At 68.7% G+C, this 20,034-nt stretch carries 16 protein-coding genes; 5 read left to right on the top strand and 11 right to left on the bottom strand.

The genetic code is table 11. The annotated features are described in order from the left end of the window. Positions 1–24 precede the first annotated feature (24 nt). Positions 25–681, top strand: a complete 657-nt coding sequence (locus D0T12_RS05915) for an NADPH-dependent F420 reductase (RefSeq protein ID WP_117398349.1) — start codon at positions 25–27, stop codon at positions 679–681. 69 nt (positions 682–750) lie between these two features. Continuing rightward, positions 751–1,695, top strand: a complete 945-nt coding sequence (locus D0T12_RS05910) for an ankyrin repeat domain-containing protein (RefSeq protein ID WP_158581424.1) — start codon at positions 751–753, stop codon at positions 1,693–1,695. 109 nt (positions 1,696–1,804) lie between these two features. Here D0T12_RS05910 and D0T12_RS05905 read toward each other — a convergent pair whose 3' ends face one another. Further along, positions 1,805–2,623, bottom strand: a complete 819-nt coding sequence (locus D0T12_RS05905) for a DUF4253 domain-containing protein (RefSeq protein ID WP_117398347.1) — start codon at positions 2,621–2,623, stop codon at positions 1,805–1,807. Between the two features lie 37 nt (positions 2,624–2,660). Continuing rightward, entirely contained in the window at positions 2,661–3,680 is a 1,020-nt protein-coding gene (locus D0T12_RS05900) for a DNA polymerase IV (RefSeq protein WP_117398346.1), read from the bottom strand. Positions 3,681–3,727: 47 nt separating this feature from the next. Between D0T12_RS05900 and D0T12_RS05895 the strand changes: the two genes are divergently transcribed. Next, entirely contained in the window at positions 3,728–3,982 is a 255-nt protein-coding gene (locus tag D0T12_RS05895) for a DivIVA domain-containing protein (RefSeq protein ID WP_117398344.1), read from the top strand. A gap of 105 nt (positions 3,983–4,087) precedes the next feature. Further along, positions 4,088–4,807, top strand: coding sequence for a tetratricopeptide repeat protein (locus D0T12_RS05890; RefSeq protein WP_117398343.1), 720 nt, complete (start codon positions 4,088–4,090; stop codon positions 4,805–4,807). A gap of 139 nt (positions 4,808–4,946) precedes the next feature. Here D0T12_RS05890 and D0T12_RS05885 read toward each other — a convergent pair whose 3' ends face one another. Continuing rightward, on the bottom strand, positions 4,947–5,483 hold the full coding sequence (locus D0T12_RS05885; RefSeq protein ID WP_117398342.1) for a dihydrofolate reductase family protein: 537 nt from the start codon (positions 5,481–5,483) through the stop codon (positions 4,947–4,949). Positions 5,484–5,697: 214 nt separating this feature from the next. On the opposite strand from D0T12_RS05885, the gene D0T12_RS05880 reads away from it, so the two are divergent. Then, positions 5,698–6,201, top strand: coding sequence for a MarR family winged helix-turn-helix transcriptional regulator (locus D0T12_RS05880; RefSeq protein WP_117398341.1), 504 nt, complete (start codon positions 5,698–5,700; stop codon positions 6,199–6,201). 199 nt (positions 6,202–6,400) lie between these two features. Here D0T12_RS05880 and D0T12_RS05875 read toward each other — a convergent pair whose 3' ends face one another. The 8 genes from D0T12_RS05875 to D0T12_RS05840 form a co-directional block, all read right to left on the bottom strand. Beyond that, positions 6,401–6,643 (bottom strand): hypothetical protein, encoded by a 243-nt coding sequence (locus tag D0T12_RS05875; protein ID WP_147339408.1) that lies wholly within the window; start codon positions 6,641–6,643, stop codon positions 6,401–6,403. A 175-nt stretch (positions 6,644–6,818) separates the two neighbouring features. Continuing rightward, entirely contained in the window at positions 6,819–10,691 is a 3,873-nt protein-coding gene (locus D0T12_RS05870; protein WP_117398339.1) for a DNA-directed RNA polymerase subunit beta', read from the bottom strand. A 20-nt stretch (positions 10,692–10,711) separates the two neighbouring features. Further along, positions 10,712–14,179 (bottom strand): DNA-directed RNA polymerase subunit beta, encoded by a 3,468-nt coding sequence (gene rpoB, locus D0T12_RS05865; RefSeq protein ID WP_117398338.1) that lies wholly within the window; start codon positions 14,177–14,179, stop codon positions 10,712–10,714. Positions 14,180–14,532: 353 nt separating this feature from the next. Then, positions 14,533–15,534 (bottom strand): hypothetical protein, encoded by a 1,002-nt coding sequence (locus D0T12_RS05860; protein WP_117398337.1) that lies wholly within the window; start codon positions 15,532–15,534, stop codon positions 14,533–14,535. Then, positions 15,531–16,019, bottom strand: a complete 489-nt coding sequence (locus tag D0T12_RS05855; RefSeq protein ID WP_199487316.1) for a hypothetical protein — start codon at positions 16,017–16,019, stop codon at positions 15,531–15,533. Before D0T12_RS05855 ends, D0T12_RS05860 begins: the two co-directional genes overlap by 4 nt. Positions 16,020–16,029: 10 nt before the next feature. Next, entirely contained in the window at positions 16,030–17,472 is a 1,443-nt protein-coding gene (locus tag D0T12_RS05850; RefSeq protein WP_117398335.1) for an MCE family protein, read from the bottom strand. Beyond that, positions 17,469–18,791, bottom strand: a complete 1,323-nt coding sequence (locus D0T12_RS05845) for an MCE family protein (protein WP_117398333.1) — start codon at positions 18,789–18,791, stop codon at positions 17,469–17,471. Before D0T12_RS05845 ends, D0T12_RS05850 begins: the two co-directional genes overlap by 4 nt. Then, positions 18,788–20,020 (bottom strand): MCE family protein, encoded by a 1,233-nt coding sequence (locus tag D0T12_RS05840; RefSeq protein WP_233525866.1) that lies wholly within the window; start codon positions 20,018–20,020, stop codon positions 18,788–18,790. Before D0T12_RS05840 ends, D0T12_RS05845 begins: the two co-directional genes overlap by 4 nt. Positions 20,021–20,034 lie beyond the last annotated feature (14 nt).

Raw genomic sequence — 20,034 nt, 5'->3', positions numbered from 1 at the left:
ACCTCGAACCGACGGGAGGACGCGATGAGGATCGGTGTGCTCGGAGCCGGAAGGATGACCGAGGCGCTGGTACCCGGCTGGGTAAGCGCCGGACACGATGTGCTCATCGGCGGACGTGGCCTGGGCAAGACCGCCGACCTGGCCGGGAGGGTCGGCGCCCGCGCCGGGACGCTCCGCGACGCCGCCGAGTTCGGCGACACCGTCCTGGTCGCCGTGCTCCTCGACGGGCTGCACGGCACGCTCCGCGCGGCGGGCGCCCCGGACGGCACCCTCGCGGGCAAGACGGTGATCGACTGCGGCAACGCGGTCGATATCGCCGACTTCTCCCAGGTCACCTTTGCCGGCGGCCGCTCGATGGCCGAGGAGATCGCGCGGCTGTCCCCCGGCGCCCATGTCGTCAAGGCGTTCAACCAGGCGCACGCGGACGTGTGGCGGATGCGGCCCGTCGCCCTCGACGGCCGTCCCCTCACCGTCCCCATCGCCGGGGCCGAAGAGGGCAAACCGGCCGCCCGCACACTGATCACCGATCTCGGCGCCGAACCGCTGGACACCGGCGACCTCACCCAGGCCCGCCATCTGGAGGCCATGGCGATCATCGTCATCCGGCTGCTCCTCTCCGGCGCCGACCCCCTGTCGGTGTTCGACTTCAGCACCCCCGACCGGCGAACGAGCCGCCGCTGACGGTCCCCGGAATGTCCGACCGCCATGACACGGTCAAGATCAGGTTCGTGGCTCCAGGGAGGAACGGGCATGGCGGCGGCACAGGCGGATTGGTCCGGCATCTATCACGGGGACTTCACCGACGTGGAGAAGATCCGGCGGCACCTGGACGCCGGAGCCGATCCGGTCGGTGAACTGTGGGGATACGAGACCCCGCTGCACGAGGCCGCGAAGCAGGGCTCGCCCGAGGTCGTGTCCGAACTGGCGAGCCGCGCCCACGACGTCGACGCCCTCTGCCAGGGCCGCAGCGCCCTGTGGAACGCCGTCTACCACCGCCGCGCCGACAACGTCTCGGCGCTGCTGGAGCAGGGGGCCGACCCGTGGCGGCCGATGATGAACGGCTGGTCGCCGGGCAGGCTGGGCCAGGTGGGCCCGTGCGACTTCGGCGCGGCCCCCGAAGGCCATCGGCTCACCGAGGAGGAGCGAGCCCTGGCCGAGTCGGGCCCGGAGCTGGCCCGGATGCTCTCCGACCTCTTCTACGACGGCTTTTCGCTGGCATGCGTGGCGAATGTGACGGCGGCCGAGGCCGTACAGCGATTGGACGACGACGGGCTCATCGTGGTGGACGGCCGCGTACCGTGGCCCGACCTGCCCTTCTCCGAGGAACTGGACATCATCGGCGTCACCGACGTCCCCGGTGGGTGCGTCCTCGCCCAGCCGTGGGCGTACCGGGCCCAGACCCCCGGCGTGATCTCCGCCGTGACGGCGGGGACGTTCGCCTACGGCATGTACGCCAACCCGAAGAGCGGAAACCAGGGATGCATCGTCGAGAACGGCCGAGTGATCGGATGGGACCTGCACCCCGGCTACGACCCGTACTCGGACGCCACCGCCCGCGACGTCCTGGCCGCCTACGCCTCCTGCGGCAACGCCACTGTGCACTGCATGGTGTACGCGGGCCTGCGTCCCGAAACGGCGGACTGCCTGGAACACCCTGACGTCTGGCTCCGGCTCGCCGCGAACACCAGCGAATGAACACAAGGTTCTGCCGACAAATCGCATGGCGCCACGCGGGACTCAAGCAGCGCGTGACGCCGTTCCCGCAGGAGTGGCGTGATGGTCACGGCGAGCGTCGGCGGTCAGGTCAGTCCCACCAGAAGGACCACTGGTTCACGTGGAGGATGTCCTCCGCGTACCTGCGCAGCGTGCCTGATCCCTGCTGGATGTTGTCGGGGCAGAAGACGAAGTGCTCGGCGGCCACGCGCAGGGCATGCTCCATGGTGAGCGGCGGCGCGGCCACGCTCAGGTCCAGGGTGTCGAACCCGACCCGGACGACTCGGACTCCGAAACGGTCCTCCCAGCCGCGCAGGATCGCGGACATGGCAGCGATCTTCATCCCGCTGTTGACCGGGCCGCACCAGCCCAGCACCGTCAGGGTGTCGGCGCCACGGGCCGCCGCGACCAGACCGATGCGCGTCCTCTCGTCTTCGCGCATTCCGGCGAGCCAGTCGGCGAGGGCGTCCGGGGCGTCCATGAGCTCACCGGATTCGGCGAGTCCGGGACAGGTGCGGCGGAACGGTTCGAGGTCCTTGTAGTCGTACTCGGAATCCGCCGCGACCCACCCGTTCCACCGTGCCCGCATCAACTCGGCCGGGTCGTACTCGTCGATGTCGGTCACCGTCCCCGGGTCCACTTCTCCCACGACCCATGGTCGATCTGGGTCCGCGTACGTGCTGTTCACCGGGTCCAGAAGCAGGGGCCACAGCCCCGAAGTGGGGTGCTCTTCCAGCAGGGAACTCCACAGTTCCGCGGAGGCCGGGGTGTCGCTCAGCCAGTAGACGGGACGCTCGGCGGGCGGATCGCCTGGTGCGACCTTGGGCCACACCAGGCGGCCGGGTGGAAGTCGGGTCGTGAGAGTGCGCTCGTTCCCGCCGTCCGGGAACAGAGCCGAAAGCTCGGTCATGGCGAGGATGCTGGCAGGTGGGTCGGACGTTCGGGCGTCAACGTTCGAACTCGACGCGGACACCGACGAGCCGGACGGGTCGCCGTCCGGTGAAGGCGTCCAACGCGGCGAGGGCGCCCTCCTCGATGAGGTCCGCGTCGACGGTCGGCGCGGCCAGGGTCTTCCCATGGGTCCGGGTGGTGAACGGCGCGTACCGGATCTTGACGATGACGCGGACGATCGGTCTGCCGTCGGCGGCGACATCACCGGCGATTCGCCGCGCCAGCCCGGACACCGCCGCACGCACGTCCGTCCAGTCCCCCAGGTCGTCCTGGAACGTCGTCTCCCGACCGCGTGAGCGCGGGACGTACGGCGCGTCGCTCACCGATGAGTCGTCCCGGCCCTGCGCGAGCCGTACGAGCCACGGACCGGTCGCGGGGCCGAACTCCTCGGCGAGCGCCGCCGGATCGGCGGCGGCCAGGTCGCTGACGGTGACGAGTCCCAGCCCGCCGAGCCGCTTGGCGGTCTTGGCTCCGATGCCCCAGAGCGCGTCTACGGGCCGGTCGCCGAGCACCTCGAACCAGGTCTCCGGCGTCAGTGTGAAGACCCCGGCGGGCTTACCGAAGCCGGTGGCGAGCTTCGCCTGAAGCTTGTTCCGCCCGATTCCGACCGTGCAGTCGAGGCCCGTCGCCGCCCGCACCCGGTCGCGGATCTCGTCGGCCATCGCCTCCGGGTCGCCGTCGACGGCCAGGAACGCCTCGTCCCATCCGAGCACTTCGACCACGGCGCCGAGGCTCCGCAGCGTCGCCATGACCTGTGCGGAGGCGGCCTCGTACAGGTCCCTGTCCACGGGCAGGAACACCGCGTCCGGGCAACGCCGCACGGCCGTGCGCAGCGGCAGCCCGGAATGGACGCCGTGGGCGCGCGCCTCGTACGAGGCCGTGCTCACCACACCGCGCTTCGTCGGATCGCCATCCCCGCCGACGACGACGGGCCGTCCACGAAGTTCCGGACGGCGCAGCACCTCGACGGCGGCGATGAACTGGTCCAGGTCGACATGCAGGACCCAAGGAGCCACACTTCCATCACACTGCCGAGGGCGGGCCCCGCTGCTAGGTTGCCGCCATGATCTCGCAAAGACTCGGCCCCGAACGAGTAGCGCGGTTGCGGGCGTTCGAGTCCGGCTCTCCCCCGCCCTTCCGCATCAAGATGAGGGGTTACGATCGCCTCCAGGTCGAGAACTATCTCCGCGGCATCGCCGAACTGGTCGGCGCCGAGAACCCCGTGCTGGAGCCCGCGGCGTTCGACATCGTGATACGCGGCTACGACATCAAACAGGTGGACGCCTTCCTCGCCCCCCTCCGGCTGCCACGGAACTGAGCGCCACGCTCCCGATCCCGCCCTTCAACACCTTTTCCGGCGTACCTCCCCACGGTATGAAACAATGATCGTTTTCATGATCGACGTGGGATACGGGGGCAGGGCATGAGCGAGGATTCCGACACTCGGCGCGGCGCCGGATACGCCTTGAGTCATGGGATCTGGCTGGAGAAGGCGGGCGACGTCGACGGGGCGCGGGAGTCCTACGAACGCGCCATCGCGTTCGGCCAGCCGGACACCGCCCCCATGGCCACCGTCAACCTCGGCATTCTCCTGGCCGAGAACGGCGATCCGGACGGCGCGCTGGCCGCCCTGCGACAGGCCGCCGACTCGGACCACCCCGACGCCGCCCCCATGGCCGCGCTCAACATGTCGAGGCTCCTCCACCAGCGGGGAGACCTGGACGGCGCCCGCGCCGCACTCCAACGCGCCATCGACTCGGGCCACCCCGGCTTCGCGCCGGAGGGGTCCTTCGCCCTCGGGAGCCTGCTGACCGAACAGGGCGACCTGGAGGGGGCGCACGAGGCCTACCAGCGCGTCATCGACTCCGGATCCGCCGAACTCGCCCCCCAGGCGGCCTTCAACCTCGGGGTCCAGTTGAGGCGCCAGGGGAAACACGCGGAAGCACGGACCGCCTACGAGTACGCCATCAATTCAGGCCACCGGGAATCGGCCCCCATGGCGGCGGTCAACCTCGGCGTCCTCCTCACCCTCGAAGGCGACATCGAGGGAGCGCGAGCGGCATACGAGCAGGCCATCCACTTCAACCACTCGGAAATCTCCGCCCACGCCCGCAACATGCTCGCCGACCTCCCCAAATCCTGAAGTTCCCGCATGCGAGGTGACCGGCCTCCGCTGGGATGCCGCGTACCGATCCCAGCTTGAGTCCCTGGTCAGAGAACCACTGTGAGGAGGGAGGCGACGCGACCGCAGGACGCTTTCCCGCGGCCGCGTTTCCCCGGAGTCAGGCTTCCGGGGTGTAGATCTGGTTCGTCACGCCGGTGGTGAAGGTTTCGGACGAGACCAGCTTCAGCTTGACGTTGTCGAGATTGTCGCACCACCGGGCGCCCTTGCCGAGGACGATGGGGTGGACGAAGAGCTGCAACCGGTCCAGCAGACCGGTCGTGAGCAGGGACTGCACGAGGGTGAGGCTGCCGGTCACGGCGATGTCCTTGCCTTCGGAGGACTTGAGAGCCTCCAGCTTCGCGGGCACGTCACCGCTGATGATTTCGGTGTTGTTCCAGGTGGCCTCCGTCAGCGTGTTGGTGACCACGTACTTCTTCTGGTTGTTCATGAAGTCGGCGAAGTCGTCCTCGCTGGTGGGCCAGTGTGCGGCGAACTGCTCGTACTGGACGCGGCCGAGCAGCATCGCGTCGGAGTGGGCCATGGCGGCGCCGACGGCGTTGCCCATCTCGTCGTTGAAGTACGGGAAGTGCCAGGTGTCGGGCGCCTCGGCCACGCCGTCCAGCGACACGAACAGGCTCGCGCTGATCTTACGCATCAGACCTCCCAAGGTCGATGATCCCCTGGCCGGAGGGCCGGGGCGGAGACGAGTGTCTGGAACGTTCCCCCACGCTCGTCGCGGATGGACGTGCGGGATCAGGTCGCCCGATGGAGGCGGCGTCCCTGAAGGATGAACCAGTGGCGGACCATCCGGTAGTTCGATGAGTCGATAGTACGACGCCAAACTACTTGCGGTCAAATAGTATGGAGGTATGCGTACTCCGGACGAGGTTGACAGTGTGATCGAACAGTGGGGGCGGGAGCGGCCCGACCTGGACCTGTGGCCCGTCGAGGTGCTCGGACGGGTGACCCGGTTCGCCGCGATCATGAACCGCTCGTTCAACGAGGTGTTCGCCCGCCATGGACTCCGGAACGGAGAGTTCGACGTGCTGGCGGCCATCCGCAGGTCCGGGCCGCCCTACACGGTGACACCTTCGGCGCTCTCCGCGCAGCTGATGCTGTCCCGAGCGGGCATGACCAACCGCCTCGACCGCCTCGACCGCGCCGGTCTGATCGAGCGCAGGTTGGACCCTGACGACCGTCGAAGCTTCCTGGTCACACTGACCGAGCAAGGGATGTCCACCGTCGACGCGGCCATGACCGACCACGCCGCGAACGAAGCCGGGCTGCTGTCCTCGCTCTCCGACCGCCAGCAACGACAGCTCGACGACGTGATGTACGCCCTGCTGCGGTCATTGCGCGAAAGAGAGCCCTGAGCACTGCGGCGATCGGTGTCGACGGCAAGCCCCCTGCCACACGGGCGCGCGAACAGCGCCCTGGCTTCCTCTCATCCTGGGGACGTAGGCCAGCCGCGTCGCCTCACCCGCGAACACCCGCCGCCCGAGGAGACACGGCTTCAGAAGAGGGACGAGCCGAGTCCTTTCGGCCCGTGCGAGGCGGCCATGGTGCGCGGTGTCAGGCGAAGGTGCGGCACTCTACCGTGGCGCGGCGTTCGGTCATGCCCTGTTGGACGGCCGTGGTCACGCACGCGCGCTGCTTCTCGGTCAGTCGAGGCTGGCCGCACTCGGTGACGCTGGAGTAGGTGCGGCAGTCCTGGCGCGGGGCCGGTTCCTGGGATGACGCGGCGGCGGACGCGCCGCCCACCCCGCCGAATCCGAGGACTCCGACGATCAAAGCCCCGGTCATGACCCGCTTCATGATGTTCTCCCCCGTCGCGTACATCGTAACGACGGAGTACCTCCCCGGCCGAAGCACAGCAAAACCCGGCAAAACGGTAAAAAATGGAGCATATGGCCAGGTCAAGCGGGTGCGCTCCCCCGGGCACGCGGAAGGCCGCTCCCCGGGAACCCGGGAAGCGGCCTTCGCGTCGGTCTTACCGGTTGTACTGGCCGAAGTCGTACTCCTCCAGCGGGACGGCCTCGCCGGAGCCCTGACCGAAGGCGTACTCGGCGCCGTCGTCGTAGGAGCCGACGGAGTACACCGCCGCCTTCGCCTCCTCGGTCGGCTCGACCCGGACGTTGCGGTACTGCGGCATGCCGGTACCGGCCGGGATGAGCTTACCGATGATGACGTTCTCCTTGAGGCCGAGCAGCGGGTCGCTCTTGGCGTGCATCGCGGCCTCGGTGAGAACGCGGGTCGTCTCCTGGAAGGACGCCGCCGACAGCCACGACTCGGTCGCGAGCGAGGCCTTGGTGATGCCCATCAGGACGGGACGGCCCGCGGCGGGCGTGCCGCCCTCGGCGACCACGTTGCGGTTGCGCTCCTCGAAGATCGGACGCTCGACCAGGTCGCCGGGCAGCAGCTCGGTGTCACCCGACTCGAGGATGTTCACCCGCTTCAGCATCTGGCGGACGATGATCTCGATGTGCTTGTCGTGGATCGACACACCCTGCGACCGGTACACCTCCTGGACCTCCTGGACCAGGTGGAGCTGCACGGCGCGGGGCCCGAGGATGCGCAGCACCTCGTGCGGGTTGATGGCACCCGCGATGAGCTGCTGGCCGACCCCGACGGGCTCGCCCTCCTTGACCAGGAGGCGGGACCGCATCGGCACCGGGTAGGCGATCTCGTCGGAACCGTCGTCCGGGACGATGACGACCTTGCGGGCCTTCTCCGTCTCGTCGATCTTGACGCGTCCGGCGACCTCGCTGATCGGGGCGACGCCCTTGGGGATGCGGGCCTCGAACAGCTCGGTGACACGCGGCAGACCGTGCGTGATGTCGCCACCGGCCACACCACCGGTGTGGAAGGTGCGCATCGTCAGCTGCGTGCCGGGCTCACCGATGGACTGCGCGGCGATGATGCCGACGGCCTCACCGACGTCCACCCGCTTGCCGGTGGCCAGGGAACGGCCGTAGCAGGCGGCGCAGACACCGATCTTGGCCTCGCAGACCAGCGGGCTGCGGGTGCGGACGCGGTCCACACCGGCCTCCAGCAGCCGGGTCACGACCGTGTCGGACAGGTCGGTGTCGGCGGGGAAGATGACCGTCCCGTCGACGACGACGTCCTCGGCGATGGTGCGGCCGGTCAGGCTGGTCTCCGTGGTGGCCAGCTTGACCAGGGTGCCGTCGGCGAGCTTGTCGGCGACCTCGAACGGGATCGTGCGGTCGGTGCCGCAGTCCTCCTCGCGGACGATGACGTCCTGCGCGACGTCCACCAGACGCCGGGTCAGGTAACCCGAGTCGGCGGTGCGCAGCGCGGTGTCGGCCAGACCCTTCCGGGCGCCGTGCGTCGAGATGAAGTACTCGACGACCGACAGGCCCTCGCGGAACGACGACTTGATCGGACGCGGGATCGTCTCGCCCTTCGGGTTGGAGACCAGCCCGCGCATACCGGCGATCTGGCGGAGCTGGAGCGGGTTGCCTCGGGCACCCGACTGGATCATCATCCAGATCGGGTTGTCCTTCGGGAACGCCCGCTCCATGTCCACCGCGACGTCCGCGGTGGCCTTGTTCCAGATCTCGATGAGCTCCTGCTTGCGCTCGTCGTCGGTGATCAGGCCGCGGTTGAACTCCCGCTGCACCTTCTCGGCGCGCTGCTCGTAACCGCCGAGGATCTCCTGCTTGCTCGGCGGCGTGATGACGTCGTCGATCGCGATGGTGACACCGGACCTGGTCGCCCAGTGGAAACCGGTGCTCTTCAGCGCGTCCAGAGCGTTCGCGACCTGGACCTTCGGGTAGGTCTCCGCCAGCTCGTTGACGATCGCCGACAGCTGCTTCTTGCCGATCTCGTCGTCCACGAACGGGAAGTCGGCGGGCAGCGTCTCGTTGAACATGGCGCGGCCGAGCGTGGTCTCCAGCCGGTACGGACGGCCCGGCTCGTACCCTTCGGGCGCGATCCACTCCCGCGGCGGCGGAACGTCCTTCAGCCGGACGTGGATCTTCGCCTGAAGGTCCAGTTCGCCCCGGTCATAGGCCATGATCGCCTCGGCGACCGAGGAGAACGAGCGGCCCTCGCCGAGCGCCCCGTCCTTCTGCGTCGTCAGCCAGTACAGGCCGATCACCATGTCCTGGGTGGGCATGGTGACGGGCTTGCCGTCCGACGGCTTCAGGATGTTGTTCGTCGACAGCATCAGGATGCGCGCCTCGGCCTGCGCCTCCGCGGACAGCGGCAGGTGCACGGCCATCTGGTCGCCGTCGAAGTCCGCGTTGAACGCGGTGCAGACGAGCGGGTGGATCTGGATGGCCTTGCCCTCGACCAGCTGCGGCTCGAACGCCTGGATGCCGAGACGGTGCAGGGTCGGCGCCCGGTTCAGCAGCACCGGGTGCTCGGTGATGACCTCTTCGAGGACGTCCCACACCACCGGGCGGGCGCGCTCGACCATGCGCTTGGCGGACTTGATGTTCTGCGCGTGGTTGAGGTCGACGAGCCGCTTCATCACGAACGGCTTGAACAGCTCCAGCGCCATCTGCTTCGGCAGACCGCACTGGTGCAGCTTCAGCTGCGGGCCGACGACGATGACCGAACGGCCCGAGTAGTCGACGCGCTTGCCCAGCAGGTTCTGGCGGAAGCGGCCCTGCTTGCCCTTCAGCATGTCCGACAGGGACTTGAGCGGACGGTTGCCCGGCCCGGTGACCGGACGGCCGCGGCGGCCGTTGTCGAACAGCGCGTCGACGGCCTCCTGCAGCATCCGCTTCTCGTTGTTCACGATGATCTCGGGCGCGCCGAGGTCGAGCAGCCGCTTGAGCCGGTTGTTCCGGTTGATGACACGGCGGTACAGGTCGTTCAGGTCGGACGTCGCGAAACGGCCGCCGTCGAGCTGCACCATCGGACGCAGGTCCGGCGGAATGACCGGAATGCAGTCCAGCACCATGCCGAGCGGGCTGTTGCGGGTGTTGAGGAACGCCGAGACGACCTTGAGGCGCTTCAGCGCGCGGGCCTTCTTCTGGCCCTTGCCGGTGCGGATGATGTCGCGCAGCTTCTCGGCCTCGGCGTCGAGGTCGAAGTTCTGGAGCCGGGCCTGGATGGCCGCGGCGCCCATGCCGCCCTCGAAGTACTTGCCGAACCGGTCGCGCATCTCGCGGTAGAGCAGCTCGTCGCCCTCAAGGTCCTGGACCTTGAGGTTCTTGAAGCGGCTCCACACCTCGTCGAGGCGGTCGAGTTCGCGCTGCGCGCGGTCGCGCAGCTGCTTCATCTCACGCTCGGCGCCGTCGCGGACCTTGCGCTTCTGGTCCGCCTTCGCTCCGGCCTCCTCCAGCTCCGCCAGGTCGCCCTCCAGCTTCTGCTGGCGGGCCTCGACCTGCGCGTCGCGGGCCTGCTCGATCTGCTGGCGCTCCACGGAGATGTGGGCCTCCAGCGTCGGCAGGTCACGGTCGCGCCGCTCGGCGTCCACGCTGGTGATCATGTAGGCCGCGAAGTAGATGATCTTTTCGAGATCCTTCGGAGCCAGGTCCAGCAGGTAGCCGAGCCGGGACGGAACGCCCTTGAAGTACCAGATGTGCGTGACCGGCGCGGCCAGCTCGATGTGGCCCATCCGCTCACGGCGCACCTTGGCGCGGGTCACCTCGACGCCGCAGCGCTCACAGATGATGCCCTTGAACCGGACGCGCTTGTACTTGCCGCAGTAGCACTCCCAGTCGCGGGTCGGGCCGAAGATCTTCTCGCAGAAGAGCCCGTCCTTCTCCGGCTTCAGGGTGCGGTAGTTGATCGTCTCCGGCTTCTTGACCTCGCCGTGCGACCACTGGCGAATGTCGTCAGCGGTCGCCAGGCCGATGCGTAGCTCGTCGAAGAAGTTGACGTCAAGCAACAGAATTCCCCTTGAGTTGATCAGACCTCTTCGACACTGCTCGGCTCACGCCGGGACAGGTCGATGCCGAGCTCCTCCGCGGCGCGGAAGACGTCCTCGTCGGTGTCGCGCATCTCGATGGACATGCCGTCGCTGGAGAGCACCTCGACGTTGAGGCACAGCGACTGCATCTCCTTGATGAGCACCTTGAAGGACTCGGGGATGCCGGGCTCGGGAATGTTCTCGCCCTTGACGATGGCCTCGTACACCTTCACGCGGCCGAGGACGTCGTCGGACTTGATGGTCAGCAGCTCCTGCAGGGCGTAGGCGGCGCCGTACGCCTCCAGCGCCCACACCTCCATCTCACCGAAGCGCTGGCCGCCGAACTGGGCCTTACCGCCGAGCGGCTGCTGGGTGATCATGGAGTACGGACCGGTCGAACGCGCGTGGATCTTGTCGTCGACCAGGTGCAGCAGCTTGAGGATGTAGATGTAGCCGACGGAGATCGGGTCGCGGTAGGGCTCGCCGGTGCGTCCGTCGAACAGCTTCGCCTTGCCGCCCGGGCCGACCATGCGCTGGCCGTCGCGGTTCGGCAGGGTGCTCTCGATCAGACCGGTGACGTCGTCCTCGCGGGCGCCGTCGAACACCGGCGTCGCGGTGTTCGTCCACGGCGGCGCCTCGGACGCGCCGATCTCCTTGAGCGCCCTCTTCCATTCCTTGTCGTCGCCCTCGACCTTCCAGCCGCGGGACGCGACCCAGCCGAGGTGGGTCTCCAGGACCTGACCCACGTTCATGCGTCCGGGGACGCCGAGCGGGTTCAGGACGATGTCGACCGGCGTGCCGTCCTCCAGGAACGGCATGTCCTCGACGGGCAGGACCTTGGAGATGACGCCCTTGTTGCCGTGCCGTCCGGCCAGCTTGTCACCGTCGGTGATCTTACGCTTCTGGGCGACGTACACCCGGACCAGCTCGTTCACGCCGGGCGGGAGCTCGTCGCCGTCGTCGCGGGAGAACACCCGGACGCCGATGACCTTGCCCTGCTCGCCGTGCGGCACCTTCAGCGAGGTGTCGCGGACCTCACGGGCCTTCTCACCGAAGATCGCGCGCAGCAGCCGCTCCTCGGGGGTCAGCTCGGTCTCGCCCTTGGGGGTGACCTTGCCGACCAGGATGTCGCCGGGGACGACGTCCGCGCCGATGCGGATGATGCCGCGCTCGTCGAGGTCGGCGAGGACCTCCTCGGAGACGTTCGGGATGTCCCGGGTGATCTCCTCGGGGCCGAGCTTGGTGTCGCGGGCGTCGACCTCGTGCTCCTCGATGTGGATCGAGGACAGGACGTCGTCCTGCACGAGACGCTGGCTGAGGATGATGGCGTCCTCGTAGTTGTGGCCCTCCCACGGCATGAACGCCACGAGAAGGTTCTTGCCGAGCGCCATCTCACCGTTGTCGGTGCAGGGACCGTCCGCGATGACCTGGCCGACCTCGACCCGCTGGCCCTCTTCCACGATCGGCTTCTGGTTGAAGCAGGTGCCCTGGTTGGAGCGCTTGAACTTGGCGACGCGGTAGGTCGTCCGGGTGCCGTCGTCGTTCATGACGGTCACGTAGTCGGCGGAGACCTCCTCGACGACACCGGCCTTCTCGGCGGTGATGACGTCACCGGCGTCGGTCGCGGCGCGGTACTCCATGCCGGTGCCGACCAGCGGCGCCTCGCTGCGCAGCAGCGGGACGGACTGGCGCTGCATGTTGGAGCCCATCAGCGCGCGGTTGGCGTCGTCGTGCTCCAGGAACGGGATCATCGCGGTGGCGACGGAGGTCATCTGCCGCGCCGAGACGTCCATGTACTGGACCTCGCGGGACGGGACGAGTTCGACCTCGCCGCCCTTCCGGCGGACCAGGATGCGGTCGTCGACGAAGGTGCCGTCGTCGTTGAGCAGGGAGTTGGCCTGCGCGATGACGTAGCGGTCCTCCTCGTCGGCGGTGAGGTAGTCGATCTGCTCGGTGACCACGCCGTCGGTGACCTTGCGGTACGGCGTCTCGACGAACCCGAACGGGTTGACCCGGCCGAACGCGGCGAGCGAGCCGATGAGACCGATGTTCGGGCCTTCCGGCGTCTCGATCGGGCACATGCGGCCGTAGTGCGACGGGTGGACGTCACGGACCTCCATGCCCGCCCGCTCACGGGACAGACCACCGGGGCCGAGCGCGTTCAGGCGCCGCTTGTGGGTCAGCCCGGCCAGGGGGTTGGTCTGGTCCATGAACTGGGACAGCTGGCTGGTGCCGAAGAACTCCTTGATGGAGGCGACGACCGGCCGGATGTTGATCAGCGTCTGCGGAGTGATCGCCTCGACGTCCTGGGTGGTCATCCGCTCGCGGACGACGCGCTCCATCCGGGCCAGGCCGAGCCGCACCTGGTTCTGGATCAGCTCGCCGACCGTGCGCAGCCGCCGGTTGCCGAAGTGGTCGATGTCGTCGACCTCGATCGGGACGGGGACGGCGCCGAGGGTCGCCTCCTCCTCACCTGCGTGCAGCCGCACCAGGTACTCGATCGTCGCGACGATGTCGTCCTTGGTGAGCGTGCCCTGCTTCATGTCGAGGTCGAGGCCGAGCTTCTTGTTGATCTTGTAGCGCCCGACCTTGGCGACGTCGTACCGCTTGGGGTTGAAGTACAGGTTCTCCAGCAGGGTCTGCGCCGACTCGCGGGTCGGCGGCTCGCCCGGACGCAGCTTGCGGTAGATGTCCAGCAGCGCGTCGTCCTGGCCGGAGGTGTGGTCCTTCTCCAGCGTGACGTTGATCGACTCGTAGGAGCCGAAGCGCTCGCGGATGCGCGCCTCGTCCCAGCCGAGCGCCTTGAGCAGCACGGTGACGGGCTGCTTGCGCTTGCGGTCGATGCGCACGCCGACGTTGTCGCGCTTGTCGATCTCGAACTCGAGCCAGGCGCCCCGGCTCGGGATGACGCGGCAGCCGTAGATGTCCTTGTCGGACGCCTTGTCGAGGGCACGGTCGAAGTACACGCCGGGCGACCGGGTCAGCTGGGAGACGACCACGCGCTCGGTGCCGTTGATGATGAAGGTGCCCTTGGGAGTCATGAGCGGGAAGTCGCCCATGAACACGGTCTGACTCTTGATCTCACCCGTGGTGTTGTTGATGAACTCCGCCGTGACGAACAGCGGGGCGGAGTAGGTCATGTCCTTGTCCTTGCACTCCTCGACGGAGTACTTGGGCGGCTCGAACCGGTGGTCGCGGAACGAGAGGGACATGGTCCCGGAGAAGTCCTCGATGGGGCTGATCTCCTCGAAGATCTCCTCGAGACCCGACTGGGTCGGGACGCTCTTACTTCCGGCCTTCTGGGCCGCCTCGACCCGGGCCTTCCACCTCTCGTTGCCGAGCAGCCAGTCAAAGGAGTTGGTCTGCAGGGCAAGGAGGTCCGGGACTTCGAGCGGCTCCTTGATGCGCGCGAAGGAGACGCGGTTCGGACCGGTTGCGGTATTCGAGGCGTTGCGCGAGGCTGCCAAGAGTGGTCCTTCCGAGGGCTCGCGGCGTAACTGTTGACACGCACGCCAGACGATCCACGTCCGAGACCTGCACAGAGTGATCCAAAACGGACCGAAGCAGGGGTGCTCTCACACGCGGATAGTCAGAGGGCAGCGCAAAGGGGCAGTGTAGCCGACATGCCACACCGCTCGCAACTCTAGCGCCGCAGTATGCATCACGTTGCCATGGAGCATCGCTCCTCAGCGCCTCTCAGTCAAGAGCGGACTTGGACTTTTCGGGCTCTGACCTGCAGTGAGGAACGCCATAGTTTAGGGTGCCCCACCGGGCGGGAACGGGCGTCGGAAACGTGCCCCGTCGAACGGATGCGTCCAGGTCAGGAGATGACGTCCATCTTCGAGGCCAGCCACCTGCCGTCGACCTTGACCATGGTCACCTTGAGCCGCAACGGCTCGGGTAGCCGTTGAGTCTTGTCGTTCTTGGTGGCGGACACCCGGTCGGCGAAGACGAGGACCACGACCTTGTCGGAGGTCGCGCTGACCACTCCAGTCTTCATCACCGTGGTCGTGCCGACGAGCTGGTTCCGGACGGCCTCCGCCCTGAACGCCGGGGTCTCCTTCTCGTAGTCCTCGCGCAGCTCGCCGGTCGTGAGCGCGGCGGCCGACCTCATGTCGCCGTCGATCGTCCGGTAGTCGTAGGCCGACAGCTCCTTCGCCACCCTCGACGCCGCCCACGCCGCGTCCTCGCGGGCGTCGGCGACGGCGTTCTGGTCACGCTCCTTGAGGAACAGCATCGTCGCGGCGACCCCGAGCACGACGACCAGGACGGCCAGGACGGCCAGGACGGCGATGACCGGGGACGACGGGGCCGCGTCCCGGGCCACGGCGGCCTTCTTGGGCCGGGCCGGTTTCTTGGCGGGGACGGCCTCTTCGGGTTCGGTGTCCGTTTCGGCGTCGTCGGCGTCGGCCGTCGTCCCCGGCTCGGGCTCTGAGTCGTCCGCTGCGGAGTCCTCAGCCTCGGTCGGGGGTACAGGTGCATTCGCGCCGTCACGGTCCGTCAGAGACGCTTTGACGGAGCCCTCCGCCTCCGCGCCTTCCGCGCCCGGCTCATCCGCGCGCACCCCATCCGCATCGGGCCCCTCGGCATCCGACTTCTCGGCGTCCGGCTCCTCGGGGCCCAGTTCTTCAACGTCCGGTTCCAGTGCGGCGGCGGCCTCGTCGGCGGCGATCTGGGCGAGGCGCGCGGCCTCCCGGGCCTTGGCGGCGGCCTCCTCGGCGAGCCGGGCCGCCTTGGCGGCCTCCTCCGCCCTGGCCGCCTGCTCGGCGGCCCTGCGCGCCCTGTCGTCAGTGGAGCGTCCACCCCTGCCGAGCGTTGTCACGGGACCACCTCCAGGTCGGAGACCAGCCAGCGATCACCCTCGCGGGTGAGGTCCATCAGGTACCGGTGCGCTCGCGGCGCCCCGTTCTTGACCTTCGGATTGACGACCGTCGCATTGATGGACACCATCACTTCCGCGGAGTCGCCGTCGATCGAGACGACGCCCGCGTCCACCCTGTCCACGCTCGACCTGGCCTGCGTCTTGGCGAGCTGGGCGAGGATCTGCCTGGACTGGAGGCTGAGCTTGTCCTTCAGGTCGCCGGTGGCACCGGCGACGATGCGGTCGACGTCCCGCTGCCCGGTCGCGGCGCTGATCGACATGAGATTGACGCCCATCTGCCGCGCCGCCTGCGCCGCCGCCGCGCGCTGGTCGGCGTCGTTCCCGCCGTTCCAGGTGCGGACGCCGAGCACGCCGGTGGTGACGACCAACGCGAGGACGAGCGCGCCGAGGACGACGGTCACGGTCTGGGGCCAGCGGCGCTTCATCGGACCGGCCTCACTGTGTCAGGGGTCCGTACATGAGCCACTTCCACGAGGAATCTCCCAACTCACGGGTACCGGCACTGCGGGGCATGACGTAGCGCTCACCGCCGGGGCCGTAGACCGCACCGGTCGCCGGGTCGTACCCGGCGAATTCGACTGAACCGGCGGGATACGACAGGTAGAGCCGTCCGTCCGACAACTGGCCGGTGGGCGTGGACGGGCGGGAGCCCTTGGCCTCCGTCCGGTTTCCGCCCTTGTCGTCGTCCGGGTCGTCGGCGCCGCCTTCGGGGAATCCGGCGCCCGCGGTCGCCCCCGGCGGGACGGACGGGTACGGCGCGATGGCGTCACGCGGGAAGTTGCGGGCCCCGCGCACGCCCGTGGACGCGTCGTGCGGGGCCTCGCAGCCCGCGTCCAGGCGCGGGTTCTTGCTTGAGGTGTCCTGCGGCCAGCGGTGTTTCACCTTCTCGTAGCCGTCGGTGCACGCCGGTGGCTCGTCGATGTTCAGTGCGAGCCCCAGGTGCTGGGTTCCGTCGCCGGGCGTGACGGTGAACGCGCCCGCGACCGTCATGGGGTAAAGGATGAACAGCGACCGCAGGCCCGCCTTGCGCGAGGTGACGATCTGACCGGTGGTGGTGAGGTTCGCCAGGAGGATCGGCAGTGTCGGGGACAGTTGGTCGATGGCCTTGTGGGTTTCGCCCACCGCGCCGGGTACGCCGTCGATGGTCCTGCGCAGGGCTGGGTCGTCATCGCGTAGGGAGGCGGTCAGTTCGTTCAGGTCGCGGGCGAAGCCGCGGATGTTGGCGGCCTGCCCGCGCTGGGTCTCCAGGACGGTCACGCCGTTGTCCAGGAGCCGCTTGGTGTCGGGGTAGGCCTGGTCGGCGGTCTTCAGCAGCCGGTCGGTGTCGTCCAGGAGCGACTGGAGGTCGTCCGCGGAGCCGGAGAACGCCCTGCCGAGTTCGTCCACGATGACGCCGAGATGCCGGGTGTTGACCGAGCCGACCAGCGCGTCGACGTTGCGGAGCAGTTCGGCGGTGGGCACGGGCAGCGTCGTGCGGTTCCGCGGAATCGTGTAGGGGGCGCCCTCGTCCAGGTACGGGCCGCTCTTCTTGGTGGGTTCCAGGTCTATGTACTGCTCGCCGACGGCCGAACGGTTGGCGACGATCGCCTTCGTCCCGTCGCGGGGAATCCGTTCGCCGCGTTCGAGGACGAGCTTGACGCGAATACCGTCCCTGGTGAGTTCGATCGGCCCGACCCGTCCGACCGGGACGCCCCGGTAGGTGACCTCGGCGTTGGTGAACACTCCCCCGGAGTCGGTGAGGTCCACGTACGCGGTGTACTCCCGGCCGAGCAGGCCGCGACCGATGCCGATGTAGTTCACCGAGACGATCGTCACGCCGACGACCGTGAGGACCGCGAAGGCGGTCAGTTGGAGGATGACGCCGCGTTTGAGGATCACGACATGCCCCCCATCAGCAGGGTCCACAGATCGCCGCCGCCACCGGACGGCGGCGCGGGCGCGGTTGGTCGGCCGGACTCTCCCGGTCGACCCGGCCGGTTCGTACCGGGCGGGGCTTCGGTCGGCGCGAGCAGATCGGGCAGGCCGGGCAGGGCTCCGGAGCCGCCGTCGCCGGGCATCTGCGGCAGTACGCCCAGCGGTGTGTCGGGAAGGGCGACGTTCGGGACCTGGAGCATTTCGCGCATCTGCCTTCCGCTGCCGAGCAGGCCCTCCACGTCGGTGCCGCCGAGCAGGTTCCGGGCGATGGACTCGAAGTCCAGGTCGAGGGTCAGCCGGACGTTGCCGTAGTCGCCCGCGATGGTGTTCCCGAACGTGGCGGGGAACGGGAACGTGATCGCGCTCTCCAGGGCCTTCGGCAGATCGGAGCCCGACTTGTTCAGGTTCCGCAGGACGGTGTCGAGGTCCCGGAGGTTCGCGAGCATGTCGGCCTTCGACTGGTCGATCACGTACGTGGTGGTGCGGCTGAGCCGGTTCAACGCGACGAGCATCCGGGTCAGGTCGGCGCGGTTGCGGTCGAGGACGGCGATCGCGGGGCCAGTCTCGTCGATGGTGTCCCGGATGGTCTTCCGCTCGGCCGCGAGCCTGCCGCTGAGCCTGTCGATGCTGTCCAGCGCCCGGACGATCGCGGCGCGGTTGCGGTCCAGCGTCCCGACAAAGGTGTCGACCCGGTGCAGCACCGACTTGATCGTGGACTCGCGGCCGCGCATGGCGGCCTGGAGTTCACGGCTGATCGTGGAGACCTGTTCCAGCCCGCCGCCGTTCAGCAGCAGCGACATCGCCGACAGGACCTCCTCGACCTCGGTGCCGCGGGTCGTCCGGTCCAGCGGGATCAGGTCGCCGGAGGCGAGCTTCCCGGCCGGGGCCTCGTTCTTCGGCGGGTCGATCCGTACGAACTTCTCGCCGAGGAGGCTGGTCTGGCCGATCGCGGCGACGGCGTTGTCGGGCAGCGCGACGTCCTTGCGGATCTTGACGGTGACGACGGCGTGCCAGCCGCCCCGGCCGCCGGACGATCCTCCGGCGAGGGCGATGTCGTCGACCTTGCCGACCGAGACGTCGTTGACCTTGACCGCGGACTGCGGGACGAGGTCCAGCACGTCCGCGAACTCGATCTTGACGGTGGTCGGGTCGGAGCCGAGGTCGGGGCCGCCGGGCAGCGGCAGCGACCCCACGCCGTCGAACGAGCAGCCCGACAGGGTCAGCGCGATCAGCGCGGCGCCCACGGCCCGTGCGCGGCGCGTCGGTCGCCGTCTCGTGGTCATCGGGCGCCTCCGGGCAGGAACGCGGTGACGCCTCCCGGCTTTCTCCGGTCACGCGGCCGACCGGACGGGCCGTAGGCGTCCGGCGGGATCGGCACCGGGTCGTAGTGCGTGGTCAGCGCGGTGATCCAGGACAGGTCCAGACTGAAACCCGTCAGCGCCTTGCCGATGCCGTTGTACGGGCGGACGAAGTTCAGGCACTGCCGGGCCGGTGTCCCCACCGAGTACGCCAGCGAACACAGCCAGTCGGCGAGGTCGTGGAACTGGCGGAAGTTGTTGCGGGTGTGGATGGTGCCGCTGATCGGGTCGTAGGCGTGCGTCAGGTTGCTGATGGCGAGCGGCCCGGCCGTGAGGATCTCGGCGAGCGCGTCCTTCTCCTTCACGAGCACGCCCGTGATCTGCGCGAGCTGCCGGACGTTCGCGGCCAGTTCGCCCCGGTTGTCCCGGACGAACCGCTGCACGTTCCGCAAGGTCGGCGCGAGGGTGTTGAGGGCCGCGCTGAGTTCCTCCTTCTCCCCGGCGAGCTGCCCGGACACGGCGTTGAGATGCCCGGTGAACGACTTGATCTGCCGGTCGTTCGCCTTCATCGCGTCGGTGATGATCCGCAGATTCTTGATCGTTTCGGCGATGTCGCCGCGGTCGGCGCTGAGGGTGCCGAGCGCCTTGGACGTGTCCGCGATCGTCTGCCGGATGTCGTCGCCCTGGCCGTCGAGGTTCGCGGCGCCGACTCCGAGCAGCCGCGACAGCGAGCCCTCCCGACCGTCCGGCCCCGGCGCGTTGGCGCCCTGCGGGCCGAGCGCCTTGGACAGCTCGTTCAGGTTGCCGCCGATCTCGTCGACCTCGACCGGGACGGCGGTGCGGCTCACGGTCAGCGTCGCGTCGTCCGGTAGGACGGCGCCTCCTCTGTAGACGGGCGTGAGCTGGACGTAGCGGTCGGCGACGAGTGTCTGGCTGACGATGACGGCCTGCGCGTTCGCGGGCACCTTGTACTTGGCGTCGTAGCTCAGTTCGACCCGTACCGAGTCGCCGACCGGTTCAACGCCGGTCACCTCGCCGACGGGAATACCGAGGATGCGGACGTCCGCGCCCGCGTACAGGCCGACGGTCTTGGTGAAGTAGGCCGTCAGGTGGCGCCGCTCCGGCTCCTGGAACAGTTGTGTGAGCGCGCCCGCGAGCACCGCGACGGCGAGGATCGCGCCGCCGAGGCGAAGGACGGTTGCGGAGATGCGCACTGGTGGCCTGCCTG

The sequence above is a fragment of the Actinomadura spongiicola genome, from assembly GCF_003432485.1.
Classification (GTDB): domain Bacteria; phylum Actinomycetota; class Actinomycetes; order Streptosporangiales; family Streptosporangiaceae; genus Spirillospora; species Spirillospora spongiicola.
Note: the sequence above shows the minus strand (reverse complement) of the source record. Positions and strands in the feature narration are given on the sequence as shown.